Source organism: Streptomyces sp. NBC_00989 (assembly GCF_045162655.1).
In the GTDB taxonomy this organism is placed as follows: domain Bacteria; phylum Actinomycetota; class Actinomycetes; order Streptomycetales; family Streptomycetaceae; genus Streptomyces.
On the sequence record NZ_CP108728.1, the window covers coordinates 188,045 to 200,932 of the forward strand.

Here is a 12,888-nt window from a genome sequence, read left to right on the forward strand (position 1 = left end):
CAGGTCCCGAGAACGGCGGACCGCCGGGCGGCGTACGGAACGCGGCAGGGGCGGCAGGGGGTGGTGGCGCAGAGGGTCGGACCGTGTCCGTGCCGGGCGGGACACGACACCGGCCGTGACCGCCGGCCGGTTGCAACGGCCGACCGTATGCCGGGCGGGCGGGCGTCACGATACCGGCGCCCGGCGGCGCGCTGTCGCGGACCGGGGGCCGGCTCGAGGCGTTCTCTAGCGGACGAGGCGGACGGGAGGGACAGGACGGGTCGGGGGCACCAGCATGCGGACGGCGCCGGCCGCGTGCCGGCCGGCCAGGGTGAGCAGGGCCCGGCAGTCGCGGCCGAGCGCCGCCCGTACCTGCCGGCGGGCGTCGGCGAGACTCGCGCCGTCGCCCAGCACCGCGGGGATGTCCTCCTCGCACAGCACGACGGTCTGCCGCGAGGTGAGGGTCGCCCCCCGCTCGTCCTCGGTGAGGGACCACTCGCCGGTGTGGGCCGTCAGCAGCGGGGACGGCGTGGTCTGCTTGTGGACGATGCGGCCCGCGTGCGGGAAGCAGATCCGTACCGACTCGCTGGTGTGCACGCCGTCGCCGGCCGGGGTGCGCAGGGTCAGGCGCTGGATGCCGGGCGCCTCCTCGCTCACGTGGGCCCCGCTGATGTGCGCGACGTGCCCGGGCCAGTCCCCGGCCCGGTAGAGGAAGTCGTAGGCCAACTCGGCGGGGCCCTCGATGCGGATGGAGTCCTCGCAGGACAGCACCAGGTCGTCGAGGCGGCTCCACCGTTCGGCGAACCGTTTCAGCTGGGTGAGCTGGAGCCGGATGTTCAGGTCGGCGAGCCGCCCCGGCCACAGGCCGCCGGCGGGCGCGCCCTCGCGGGCGCCGAAGCCGTAGCGCAGTTCCAGTTCGCTGGCGTGCGGGCCGCGGTCGCGGATGCTGACCACGCCGCGCATCGACTCCAGCGGGGAACCGGGGGCCTCCGGGCGGACCTCGATACGGCGCTCCACCGGGTCCAGACAGCGCCACGAGGTCCACGACTGCAGCCGGCCGCCCACCAGGAACCACATCCGCAGGCGTTCGCGCCCGCCGTCGAAGTCCAGGCGCTCGACGTGGATGCTCGGGGCGAAGTAGAGCGGCAGCTGCGCCGCATCGGCCAACACGGCGTAGACCACACCGGCGGGTGCGGCCACCTGTATGCGGTGGACCGCCCCGCCGTCCCGCTCACCAGCCATCCCGGACACCTCTCTTCTCTTCCTTGTTCTTTTTTCTCTTCACGTCTCACGTCTGTACGCCGCGGTACATCGCGGTACGCCGCAGTACGCCGCGGGGGGGGCGGGCCGGTGGGTCAGCCGACGGGTGCGGGTTCGGGGGTGAGGCGGCGTACGACGCGGCAGGCCCGGCCCAGCAGCCGGGGCAGTTCACGGCCGCCGCGGACGAAGAAGTGCCGGCCCGGGACGGTACGGGAGCGGACGGGGCCGCGGGTCCACCGCTGCCAGCCCTCCCCCGCCCGGGGCGCGGCCAGCGGGTTGTCCTGCGAGGCGACGACGAGGACCGGGGTGCTCAGCGGGCCCTGCGCGGAGGGCAGGCGGGCCGCCTCGTGCAGGGACTGGGCCAGCGCCAGGTCGGCGCGCAGCACCGGCAGGACGGCCCGCAGCCAGATCCCCTCGTCGCTGCCGGCCGGCACCGCGCCGCGGCCGCCCAGGACGTGCAGCAGTTCGGCGTCCGTGGCCCGCCGGGCGTCGGGCAGCCCGGCCGGCAGCCGCGGCGGCGGCCAGGCGCCCACCGCCAGCAGCGCCGGGCCCGGCAGGCCCGCCTCGTGCAGGGCGCGGGTGACGGTGAGCGCGATCATCGCGCCGAACCCGTGCCCGTACAGGACGAAGGGACCCGGCTGCGGGCCGCCGAACCTTGGCAGCACCTCGGCGAGCAGCGCCCGGTGCGTGCTCACCCTGGGCTCGCCGCGCCGCGGGGCACAGCCCGGCAGGAGGACCGGCAGCGGCCGCACACCGGGTCCCACGCTCGCGGCCCAGTGGTCGAAGACGGAGACGCCCTCGGCGGAGTGTGCGAAACAGTGCAGCCGCACTGGCTGTTCGTCCGGCATGGCAACCTCCCGTGTGTCCGCTCCCCCCACCACAGGCCGACGCGGCGACGGGGCGGAATCCGAGCATCGCCACACCGCCTCGAACCCCACTCGAGAACGGCCCCAGTACCGGCGGAGACCACGCCGGGGTGCATCCAACAGGGCCCCGGGGGCGGGGTGTTGCGTGTCCGGACGCCGCCGCAGGGCCTCAAGCGGCCGCCACGGCACGGGATTTGTTGACTTCCTCTCCCTCCTGAAGGAGGGGGATTCCTACGGCTCGCGCCGTAGGGGTTCCTGCTTCAACGCCGACTGCCCGCCAGGAGAACTCCCTTGAGGTCTTACACCAGCTCCACAGGCCAAGACGGCCAGCCCGGCCGCCAGGATGTTGCGGGCCGCGTTGATGTCGCGGTCATGTACGGCACCGCAGTCGCACGTCCACGCGCGGACGTTGAGCGGCATCATCGCCGCGAGGGTGCCGCAGGCCCCGCACAGCTTGCTGCTGGGGAACCAGCGGTCGATCACGACGAGTTCGCGCCCGTACCAGGCGCACTTGTACTCCAGCATGGACCGGAGTTGCGTCCACGACGCGTCACTGATGGCGCGTGCGAGCGTGTGGTTCTTCAGCAGGTTGCGGACGGTGAGGTCCTCGATCACAACCGTTTGGACGCCCCTATGACTGTCAAGCAGTCATGCCAGGACGGGCGTGAGCCCGGCACGTGGGAGGAGGGAGAAGATCTCGCGGGCGACGTAACGCTTGAGGCATCTGATCACTTCGCGCCGGGTCTTTCCCTCGCTGGTCCGCCGCTTGAGGTAGTCCTGGGTGCGTGGATCCCAGCGCAGGCGGCTCTGCACGATGCGGTAGAGCGCAGCGTTGGCCTGTCGATCGCCGCCGCGATTGAGGCGTCTTCGCTGCTGTTTGCCGGAGGAGCGCTCGACCGGGCTGGCTCCGCACAGCGCGGCGAAGGACGCCTCGTCGGCCAGGCGTTCTGGGTTGTCACCGGCGGTGATCAGGAGCGTGATGGCGCTGTCCGGGCCGACGCCGACGCGCTCCAGCAGTTGCGGAGCGTGGGACTGGACAAGGCCTGCCAGGCGTCGCTTCAGCTCGTCGATCTGCGCGGTCAGTTGCTGGATGCGCTCGGCCAGCAGCTGGAGCGTGACCACTGTGGCGTCCAGGACGTCGTCCCTGCCGAGGTAGCCGGGATCCGAGGTCAGGTTCGCGCAGGTGCGGATCAGCGCCGGGTTGGTCAGAGGGGTCAGTTGCTCCCGCAGGGCTGGGTCGGCGGACACCAGGACGGCCTTGAGCTGGTTGATGGCCTGGGTGCGGGCCTTGATGGCGGAGTCCTTGGCGAGTTTGAACATGCGCGCGATCTGCACCGGCCCATTGCCGGTCTTGGCCTGGGCAGTGGCTCTGCCGGAGATGACGGCCCGCGCGGCCGCCTGGGCGTCGACGGTGTCGGTCTTGCCCTGCTGCCGCTGGGCCGTCCTGTCGGGCCGGTTGACGTCGAAGACCTGGACGTCTCGGGCCAGGAGGTGGCGTGTCAGGGCTGCTCCGTAGGAGCCCGTGCCCTCGACTCCGGCACGCGTGAGTGTCCCGAAAGACCGGGCCCAGTCCAGCAGTTCGCGATAGCCGACCGAGGTGGCCGGGAACGCCTCGGTGGCCAGGACTCCGCCGAGAGGAGTAACCACGGCGGCGACGTGTGTGTCCCTGTGGGTATCGACCCCCAGAACGACCTCGCCGTCGGGCTGTCGCTGGCTGGCGTGCACACGGTTGGGCATACTGGCCACGGTCAATCCGCTCCCGGTCTGTTGGAGTGTCGGTTGGCCGACACCGGACCGGTCGGGGCGGTCAAAACTGTGACGGCGCCCTGTTCACGGCAAGGCCCCTATCGGGACACACCCCGCCGGCCCGGTGACAGCAAGCACCACCCCGGACCAACGACCGACAGATCCAAACCAGGACACCACGGTCCGTTCTCACGCGGGTCAAGCCGCAGCCCGGGACAGCACCCGCCGATTCTCACAGTTCTCACGGACGAGACGAGTAGACAGCTTGTGCAGGAAGTCGCGGCGCCGGTCGGCGATCCGCGCATGCACGCGGGCGACCCTGCGGCGGGCCTTCTCCCGGTTCGCCGAACCCTTCGCCTTGCGCGACAGGTCCCGCTGCGCCCTGGCGAGACGGGCGCGGTCACGGCGCTCGTGCCGGGGGTTGGTGACCTTCTCTCCGGTGGACAGGGTCACCAGGGAAGTGACGCCGGCGTCGATACCGACCGCGTTCGTGGTGGCCGGAGCCGGAGCAATACGGTCGTCGCACAGCAGCGACACGAACCAGCGGCCCGCCGCGTCGCGGGACACGGTCACCGTCGTCGGTACCGAACCCTCCGGGAGGGGACGCGACCAGCGGATGTCCAGCGGACCGGCCATCTTCGCCAGCGTCAGACGGCCCTCGCGCCACGTGAAGGCGCTACGCGTGTACTCGGCCGACACGCGGGATTTCTTCCGGGACTTGAAGCGCGGGTACTTCGCGCGCTGGGCGAAGAAGTTCCCGAACGCCGTCTGGAGATGGCGCAACGCCTGCTGAAGCGGAACCGAGGACACCTCCGTCAGGAACGCCAGCTCCTCGGTTTTCTTCCACTGAGTCAGCGCGGCCGACGACTGCACGTAGGAGATGCGGCGCTGCTCTCCGCACCAGGCCCGGGTGCGCTCCTCCAGCGCCTTGTTGTAGACGAGGCGGACACAGCCGAACGTGCGCGACAGCTCAACTGCCTGCCCGTCCGTGGGGTAAAAGCGGTACTTGAACGCCCGCTTGACCTGCCGCGTCATGCCTCACGTTCTATCAGTTCCCGTGTGCGTGGCGGGTGTTAGCCGGTAGACGGTGGACGCCGGTCCGCCCTGGCGGCGAACCGGCTTTCCCTGCCCTGCTCCGCAGGAGCTTCGTCTCCTCCCCCGGCTGAAGCCGGGAGTATCCACGAAGGAGAGCGCCGATGAACGACGGCCTGTCCGGGCCGGGTTGAGGCCCGCGGACCCGGCGGGCGGACGAGGCCGGGCGGAGCGGGGCGGGGCGCTGTCTGCCGCGGACCGGGCCCGGCCGGGCGACGCGTCGCGTCCGGCCATCCGTCCGTCGTCCGCAGCCTGCCTGCCGGGGTGGCCGGGCGGCCGGTGTGCGCCGGAGCGGAGAACCGACAACCGACACCGGCACTCGGCACCGACACCGACACCGGCGCTCGGCACCAACACCGGGCGTGGTGTGGCGTCGTGGCGGGAGGGCTAGGCGGCGTAGCGGTCGAAGGTGGAGCCGCGGCGCGGGCCGGCCATCACGTCGAGTTCCGGGTCGACGGCGAGCATCGCCTGGTGCAGGCGCTGGAGCTGCGGGGTGGGTTCCACGCCGAGTTCGTCTATCAGCCGTCTGCGTAACCGGCGGTAGACGTCGAGGGCGGAGGCCTGTCGGCCGGACCGGTACAGGGCGAGCATCGCCTGCGCGTGCAGGCCCTCGTGCTGGGGGTGACGGGCGACCAGGTCGGTGAGTTCGGCGATGAGTTCGGCGTGCCGGCCCAGCCGCAGGTCCGCGTCGATGCGCCGTTCGACGGTCACCAGCCGTGACTCCTCCAGCCGCAGCACCTCGATCTCCAGCACCGGGCCCAGGCGTACGTCGACCAGGGCGGGGCCCTGCCACAGGGCCAGGGCCTGGCGGAAGCAGCGGGCGGCGCGTTCGTCCTCGCCCTGTTCGAAGGCCTCCTGGCCCTCGGTGATGAGGCGTTCGTAGGTGTGCACGTCCACGGACTGGGGCGGCACCTGCAGGAGGTAGCCGCCGTGCCGGGTGGCCAGAACGTTCTTCGCCCCGCCCGGGGCTCCGGGTCCCATGGCCGTGCCCAGGCTGCGGCGCAGCTGCATGATGTAGGTCTGCAGCGTCGTCACCGCGCTCTGCGGCAGTTCCGTCCCCCAGATCTCCTCCATCAGCGTCGACACGGGCACGACGCGGCCCGGATACAGCGCGAGCAGGGCGAGAACCTGCCGGGGTTTTCCGGCGGTCGGGACGATCGAGTCCCCGTTCACGGCGGCACACAGCGGACCCAGAACCTGAATCTCCATGGTTTCCTCCGTTCGTCGTGGGGCACTCCCGATGGCGGAAATGCGTCGGTGGATCTGCACGCTAGCCGCCCCCGCACCGGAGGCGCGGGTTCCTTCAGCGGCCTTCGAGCGGTCCTCAACACCCCGCCGCCGGACAGGCCGCGGCGGCCGGCCGGCGGGAGGGGAAGCGGGGAAAGCCCGGCCGGAACAAATGCACCGGCATCGCTGAAATCCCCTCCCCCCAGGGCCAGTTGACGCCGTCCGCTCCCCCGCACACGCCCACCCCCCTTCCTTCCCCGGCCTGTCGGCGTGCGGGGCGGTGAAGTCCGGGAAGGCCGGGGCCAGTTGAGAAGCGGGAGGGTGAGGACGGGGGGCTGCCGTCAGTGTCCGGCGGGCGGCGGCTGCCGCCGGGCCCGCGGCGCTGCGGCGGCGGGCGGCGCGGTGCCGCCGGACATCAGCGCGGCCAGGTCCCGCCGGTGGGCGAGGCGCGGCAGCAGCACCTCCCACAGCCGGGTGACGTTGTGCCGGCGCAGCCAGGAGGCGTCCGCGGCGCCGAGGACCTGCAGGCCCACGGTCGCGGCGACGACGACCCGGGCGGCGTCCGCCCCCGACACCCCCGGCGCGAGCGCGCCGCCGCGCCCGGCCCGGCGCAGGCTGTCCTCGACCCAGTGCTGCCACTGCGCGCGCGGGCCCGGGAGCGCGTGCGGGGACGCCGCGGGGCGTGCGGCGGTGTCGCCGGCGAGCTGGAAGCCGGCGCGCAGAACGGTGTCCCGCGCCAGGGCGTCCATCAGGCCGTGGGTGGCGTCCACCACCGCCTGCAGGGACTCGCCCTGCCGCTGCCGGGCCGCCCCGGTGATCGCGGACACCGTCCCGGCGGCCTGTGCCTCGACCGCCTCGGCGAGCATGTTCTTGTTGGCGAAGTGGAAGTGCAGCGCCCCGTTGCTGACACCGGCCCGCGTACTGATGGCGCCCAGCGACGCGGGGGCGAAACCGGCCTCGGCGAACACCTCGGACGCGGCCTCGATCAGCGAACGCCGCGTGCGGGCGGCCCGCTCCTGCTTGACCATGTGCTGCCTCCTGGGCACCGGGACGTCGGCCCTGTCCCGCCCACCGCGCACAGACCCGGCACGGAAGGCCGCCGTGCACGCGAAGCCGCAGGCCGCGCGGGCGCGGCGGGGCAGGAACCGCACCCCACACACTAACAAACCGCATGAGCGGTTTCATGCATGGGGGCATGAAGCGGGCACGAACACCGCTGGTCAACGACTGGGGGGCCGCCACAGGCGGCCCCCGATCCTCCCCGGACACTCCCCCGCCACCGCTACACGGCGGACTCCGGCTCCACGGCACCCTCCGCGGCACCCGGACCCGCCGGACCCGCTGTGCCGGCCGGGCTCTTCACCGAGTCGAGGAGTAGCTGGGCGACGTCGACGACCTGGATGGATTCCTTGGCCTTGCCGTCGTTCTTCTTGCCGTTGACGGAGTCGGTGAGCATGACGAGGCAGAAGGGGCAGGCCGTGGAGACGATGTCCGGGTTGAGGGCGAGGGCTTCGTCGACGCGTTCGTTGTTGATGCGCTTGCCGATGCGCTCTTCCATCCACATCCGCGCGCCGCCGGCGCCGCAGCAGAAGCCGCGTTCCTTGTGGCGGTGCATCTCCTCGTTCCGCAGGCCCGGGACGCTGGCGATGATCTCGCGCGGGGGTGTGTAGATCTTGTTGTGGCGGCCCAGGTAGCAGGGGTCGTGGTAGGTGATGATGCCCTCGACCGGCGTCACCGGGACCAGCTTGCCGTCGTCGACGAGGTGTTGGAGCAGCTGGGTGTGGTGGATGACCTCGTAGTCGCCGCCGAGCTGCGGGTACTCGTTGCCGATGGTGTTCAAGCAGTGCGGGCACGTCGCGACGATCTTCTTCGCCGACCTCGGCTTCGCGGACCCGGCCACGACCTTGCCGTCGTCGTCGAGTTCCTCGCCGAACGCCGTGTTCAGCGCCATGACGTTCTCCATGCCGAGTTCCTGGAACAGCGGCTCGTTGCCCAGGCGGCGGGCGGAGTCGCCGGTGCACTTCTCGTCGCCGCCCATGATCGCGAACTTCACGCCCGCGATGTGGAGGAGTTCGGCGAAGGCCTTCGTCGTCTTCTTCGCCCGGTCCTCCAGCGCGCCGGCGCAGCCGACCCAGTACAGGTACTCGACCTCGGTGAGGTCCTCGATGTCCTGGCCGACGACCGGGATCTCGAAGTCGACCTCCTTGAGCCACTCCAGGCGCTGCTTCTTCGCCAGCCCCCAGGGATTGCCCTTCTTCTCCAGGTTCTTCAGCATCGTCCCGGCCTCGGACGGGAACGCCGACTCGATCATCACCTGGTAACGCCGCATGTCGACGATGTGGTCGACGTGCTCGATGTCCACCGGGCACTGCTCCACGCACGCCCCGCAGGTGGTGCAGGACCACAGGACGTCCGGGTCGATGACCCCGTTCTCCTCCGCCGTCCCGATCAACGGACGCCCGGCCTCCGCCAGAGCCGCCGCGGGCACGCCGGCCAACTGCTCCTCGGTGGCCTTCTCCTCGCCCTCCATGGACGTGCCGCCACCCGCCAGCAGGTAGGGGGCCTTGGCATGCGCGTGGTCCCGCAGCGACATGATCAGCAGCTTCGGGGACAGCGGCTTGCCCGTGTTCCACGCCGGGCACTGCGACTGGCAGCGCCCGCACTCCGTACACGTGGAGAAGTCCAGCAGACCCTTCCACGAGAACTGCTCGACCTGGGAGACGCCGAACACGTCGTCGTCACCCGGGTCGGTGAAGTCGATCGGCTTGCCGCCCGACGTCATCGGCAGCAGGGCGCCGAGGGAGGTTTCACCGTCCGCGTTGCGCTTGAACCAGATGTTGGGGAACGCCAGGAAACGGTGCCAGGCGATGCCCATGTCGGTGTTCAGCGAGACGGTGATCATCCAGACGTAGGAGGTGGTGATCTTCAGGCAGGCGACGAGGTAGACGAGGTCGCGCAGGGTGGCGGGGTCCAGCTGCCGGAAGCCGGCGACCAGCGGGTAGGAGATGAAGAAGGAGGCCTCGTAGGCGTCGACGTGGTGCAGGGCGCCCTCCAGGGCGTGCAGCACCACGATGCAGACGCTCACGACGACGATGACGGTCTCGACGAAGTACGCCTGGCCCGAACTGGAGCCGGCGAAGCGGGACTTGCGGCCCGGCCGGTCCGGTCTGTTCAGCTGGCGGACGGCGATGAGGACCAGGATGCCCAGGGCGGTCGCCGTGCCGAGGAACTCGACGGCGACGTTGTAGGGGGTCCACTCGCCGATGACCGGCAGCAGCCAGTCGGCCTGGAAGAGCTGGCCGGTGGCGTTGACGAGGGTGATGAGCAGGGCGTAGAAGCCGACCGCGACGAACCAGTGCGCCGCGCCGATGACGCCCCAGCGGTTCATCCGGGTGTGGGCGGCGAACTCCCTGGCCAGGGTGGCGCTGCGGCGCCAGGGTGCGGCGGTGCGCAGGCCGTCGGGGACGGGCAGGCCGAGCCGCAGGAAGTGGTGGATCCGTAAGAGGGCGCGGCCGAACAGGGTGAAGCCGGCCGTGGTCAGGGCCAGCGACACGATGATCGCGACGAGTTGCATGAGTGGGCTCCTCGAACCGGCGAAAAACCGGTTACCAGTCGGTAACTTAGGTGTTCCGTCCGAGGCTACCCACTCCCCGTGGCGCGCCGCAGCCGCAATCGCGGCACTGCGCCGGCCGCCGTCTCCCGCCGCGGGCGGGCGACTTCAGGCGGGACGGACGCCGACGCGGGTGCGGGCGGCGGGCGGTGCGGGGAGGGCGGGCGCCTGCCCGGGGACCAGCGGCGGGCCCTCCGGCGCGGCCACCAGGATCGACTGCTGCAGCCGCCGCAGCCGGGGCGAGGGCTCGAGTCCCAGGTCCCGCACCAGGGTGGCGCGCAGCCGGTGGTAGACGTCGAGGGCCTCGCCGCGCCGGCCGGAGCGGTGCAGGGCCAGCATGAACTGGGCGTGCAGGTTCTCGTGGGTGGCGTAGCGGCTGCTCAGCACGGTCAGTTCGGCGAGGAGCTCGCGGTGGCGGCCCAGCCGCAGGTCGGCCTCGATGCGCTGGTCCAGCGCGCACAGCCGGCTCTCCTCCAGCCTTCTGGCCTCCGTCTCCAGCCGGGCGCCGGCGGGCACGCCGGCGAAGGCCGGGCCGGTCCACAGCAGGAGCGCCTCGCGCAGCAGGCGGGAGGCGTCCTTGTGGTCGCCCGCGTCCATCGCGCGGTAGCCCATCCCCGCGAGGCGTTCGAACTCCCGCACGTCGCTGGTCCCGCCGCCGGAGACGAGCAGGTACCCGCCGGGCACGGTGGCCAGCACGTCCTTGGCACCGCGCCGCACCGGCCCGGCCGACACGGCGGACGGCACAGCGGGCGGGGCGGCGTAGCCCGGCTCGGGGTCCGGGCCGGGGCCGGGGTCGGAGCCGGGGGTGTGCAGGGCGAGGGTGATGAGTTCGCGCAGCTGCAGGACGTAGGTCTGCAGGGTGGTGCGCACGCTGCGCGGCGGGCGGCCCGACCACAGCTCGTCGACCAGCGCGGACACCGGCACCACCCGGTCGGCGTGCAGTGCCAGCAGCGCCAGGACCTGGCGCGGCTTGGGCGCGGTCGGAGCGATCGACACCCCGTTCTCCCTGACATCCAATGTGCCCAGTACGTCGATCTGCACGCCGTCGCCCCCTCGGTGGGTGTGTGCCGTCATCCGGTACCCCGAGTACAAAACAGGCCGGACGGTTTGTCAATACCAAACCGCTTGCGCTGTTTTGATGCATCGTGCAGCCGGACCCGCACCACTCCCCCGCCACCCTCTCTCCAACACCCCCTGAACTGCGGGTACATGGAGATCCGGGCCGCCGGGCCCCGGGGTGCGCGCCAGGGTGTCCGCCCGGGTCCGGGCCGGGCCGGCGTGGTGGAGGGGGCGGTCGCGCGGCCGCGGCGGGGGCTCCCGGACGCCATAAACAGACTGATTGTGCTGTTCGTGTGGGAGGGAGTGCCGCCCCCGGCCCCGGGGGTGCTGCCGGGAGGCGGCGGGTGTGGGGGCGGGCCGGGGGCGGGCGGGGTCATTGCGGCTGGTTGCCGTGTTTGCGGGAGGGCAGGTCGGCGTGCTTGCTGTGGAGCATGGCGAGGGAGCGGATGAGGACCTCGCGGGTGGCGGCGGGGTCGATGACGTCGTCGACCAGGCCGCGTTCGGCGGCGTAGTAGGGGTGCATCAGCTCGGCCCGGTACTCCTTGACCAGTTTCTGGCGCATGGCCTCGGGGTCGGCGGCCTCGGCGATGCGGCGGCGGAAGATGACGCCGGCGGCGCCCTCGGCGCCCATCACGGCGATCTCGTTGGCGGGCCAGGCGTAGGTGAGGTCGGCGCCGATGGACTGGCTGTCCATCACGATGTAGGCGCCGCCGTAGGCCTTGCGCAGGACCAGCGAGATGCGCGGCACGGTGGCGTTGCAGTAGGCGTAGAGGAGTTTCGCGCCGTGGCGGATGATGCCGCCGTGCTCCTGGTCGACGCCGGGCAGGAAGCCGGGCACGTCCAGGAGGGTGATCAGGGGGATGTTGAAGGCGTCGCACATCTGCACGAACCGGGCGGCCTTCTCGCTGGCCCGGATGTCCAGCACGCCGGCCAGGGTGCGGGGCTGGTTGGCGACGACGCCGACGACCTGGCCGTCCAGGCGGGCCAGCGCGCAGACGATGTTGCGGGCCCAGTGCTCGTGGACCTCGAGGTACTCGCCGTCGTCGACGATCTCCTCGATGACCCCGGTCACGTCGTAGGGGCGGCTGCCGTCCGCGGGGACGTGGCCCAGCAGCATCTCGCCGCGCCGGCCGGCCGGGTCGGCGGTGCGCACCCGCGGCGGGGCCTCCCGGTTGTTCTGCGGGAGCATCGACAGCAGGTAGCGCACCTCCGCCAGGCAGGTCTCCTCGTCGTCGTAGGCGAAGTGGCACACCCCGGACGTCTCGGCGTGCACGTCGGCGCCGCCCAGGCCGTTGTGGGTGATCTCCTCGCCGGTGACCGCCTTGACGACGTCCGGGCCGGTGATGAACATCTGCGAGGTGCCGCGGACCATGAACACGAAGTCGGTCAGCGCGGGACTGTAGGCGGCGCCGCCGGCGCAGGGGCCGAGTATCACGCTGATCTGCGGGATGACCCCGGAGGCCCTGGTGTTGCGCTGGAAGATGCCGCCGTAGCCGGCCAGCGCGCTCACCCCCTCCTGGATGCGGGCGCCGGCGCCGTCGTTGAGGGAGACGAGGGGCGCGCCGGCCGCCAGGGCCATGTCCATGATCTTGTGGATCTTCGTGGCGTGGGCCTCGCCCAGCGCGCCGCCGAAGATCCGGAAGTCGTGCGCGTAGACGAACACGGTGCGGCCCTCGACCGTGCCCCAGCCGGTGATCACACCGTCCGTGTAGGGCTTGCGCGTCTCCAGGCCGAAACCGGTCGCGCGGTGCCGGCGCAGCTGCTCGACCTCCTGGAAGGAACCCTCGTCCAGGAGCAGACCGATCCGCTCCCGCGCCGTCAGCTTGCCCTTGGCGTGCTGCGCCGCCGTCGCCTTCTCGCTCGGCCCGGCCGTCGCCTGGGCCCTGATCGCGTGCAGCTCCGCCACGTGTGCGTGCATGCCGCCCGGTCCTGCCGCGACCGGTGCGAGCGCCGTCGTCATCGTCATCCCTGGTCCGTTTCCGGGACAGCCGGGAGAAGAGGAGATCCGCCCCGGTCCCATCGAGAGCAAAAGTAACCGTCCATGAGGTG

General features: G+C 71.8%; 8 protein-coding genes and 2 pseudogenes. All 10 read right to left on the minus strand.

Translation table 11 applies throughout. The features are described from left to right. Positions 1 to 225: 225 nt before the first annotated feature. On the minus strand, positions 226 to 1,221 hold the full coding sequence (locus OG714_RS00905) for an aromatase/cyclase (RefSeq protein ID WP_406117820.1): 996 nt from the start codon (positions 1,219 to 1,221) through the stop codon (positions 226 to 228). A gap of 113 nt (positions 1,222 to 1,334) precedes the next feature. Continuing rightward, the gene (locus tag OG714_RS00910; RefSeq protein ID WP_406117821.1) at positions 1,335 to 2,087 is read right to left on the minus strand and encodes a thioesterase II family protein; all 753 of its coding nucleotides are present in this window, start codon (positions 2,085 to 2,087) and stop codon (positions 1,335 to 1,337) included. A 249-nt stretch (positions 2,088 to 2,336) separates the two neighbouring features. Then, positions 2,337 to 2,729, minus strand: a pseudogene (locus OG714_RS00915) (RNA-guided endonuclease TnpB family protein); the annotation flags it as partial. Positions 2,730 to 2,753: 24 nt separating this feature from the next. Beyond that, positions 2,754 to 3,842, minus strand: coding sequence for an IS110 family transposase (locus OG714_RS00920; protein WP_329557339.1), 1,089 nt, complete (start codon positions 3,840 to 3,842; stop codon positions 2,754 to 2,756). Between the two features lie 246 nt (positions 3,843 to 4,088). After that, positions 4,089 to 4,886, minus strand: a pseudogene (locus OG714_RS00925) (RNA-guided endonuclease InsQ/TnpB family protein); the annotation flags it as partial. Between the two features lie 444 nt (positions 4,887 to 5,330). After that, on the minus strand, positions 5,331 to 6,152 hold the full coding sequence (locus OG714_RS00930; RefSeq protein ID WP_406117822.1) for a BTAD domain-containing putative transcriptional regulator: 822 nt from the start codon (positions 6,150 to 6,152) through the stop codon (positions 5,331 to 5,333). Between the two features lie 359 nt (positions 6,153 to 6,511). Next, positions 6,512 to 7,198 carry a ScbR family autoregulator-binding transcription factor gene (locus OG714_RS00935; protein ID WP_406117823.1) on the minus strand — a complete coding sequence of 229 codons (687 nt, stop codon included), beginning with the start codon at positions 7,196 to 7,198 and terminating at the stop codon, positions 6,512 to 6,514. Between the two features lie 254 nt (positions 7,199 to 7,452). Next, the gene (locus OG714_RS00940) at positions 7,453 to 9,744 is read right to left on the minus strand and encodes a (Fe-S)-binding protein (protein ID WP_406117826.1); all 2,292 of its coding nucleotides are present in this window, start codon (positions 9,742 to 9,744) and stop codon (positions 7,453 to 7,455) included. 144 nt (positions 9,745 to 9,888) lie between these two features. After that, positions 9,889 to 10,821, minus strand: coding sequence for a BTAD domain-containing putative transcriptional regulator (locus tag OG714_RS00945; RefSeq protein ID WP_406117828.1), 933 nt, complete (start codon positions 10,819 to 10,821; stop codon positions 9,889 to 9,891). Between the two features lie 391 nt (positions 10,822 to 11,212). Then, positions 11,213 to 12,805 (minus strand): acyl-CoA carboxylase subunit beta, encoded by a 1,593-nt coding sequence (locus OG714_RS00950; protein WP_406117829.1) that lies wholly within the window; start codon positions 12,803 to 12,805, stop codon positions 11,213 to 11,215. Positions 12,806 to 12,888: the final 83 nt, after the last annotated feature.

What these genes read in the sequence shown, in the direction of transcription:
- OG714_RS00905 (WP_406117820.1), bottom strand. Translation starts at nt 1,221, where the DNA reads ATGGCTGGTGAGCGGGACGGCGGGGCGGTCCACCGCATACAGGTGGCC.
- OG714_RS00910 (WP_406117821.1), bottom strand. Translation starts at nt 2,087, where the DNA reads ATGCCGGACGAACAGCCAGTGCGGCTGCACTGTTTCGCACACTCCGCC.
- OG714_RS00920 (WP_329557339.1), bottom strand. Translation starts at nt 3,842, where the DNA reads ATGCCCAACCGTGTGCACGCCAGCCAGCGACAGCCCGACGGCGAGGTC.
- OG714_RS00930 (WP_406117822.1), bottom strand. Translation starts at nt 6,152, where the DNA reads ATGGAGATTCAGGTTCTGGGTCCGCTGTGTGCCGCCGTGAACGGGGAC.
- OG714_RS00935 (WP_406117823.1), bottom strand. Translation starts at nt 7,198, where the DNA reads ATGGTCAAGCAGGAGCGGGCCGCCCGCACGCGGCGTTCGCTGATCGAG.
- OG714_RS00940 (WP_406117826.1), bottom strand. Translation starts at nt 9,744, where the DNA reads ATGCAACTCGTCGCGATCATCGTGTCGCTGGCCCTGACCACGGCCGGC.
- OG714_RS00950 (WP_406117829.1), bottom strand. Translation starts at nt 12,805, where the DNA reads ATGACGATGACGACGGCGCTCGCACCGGTCGCGGCAGGACCGGGCGGC.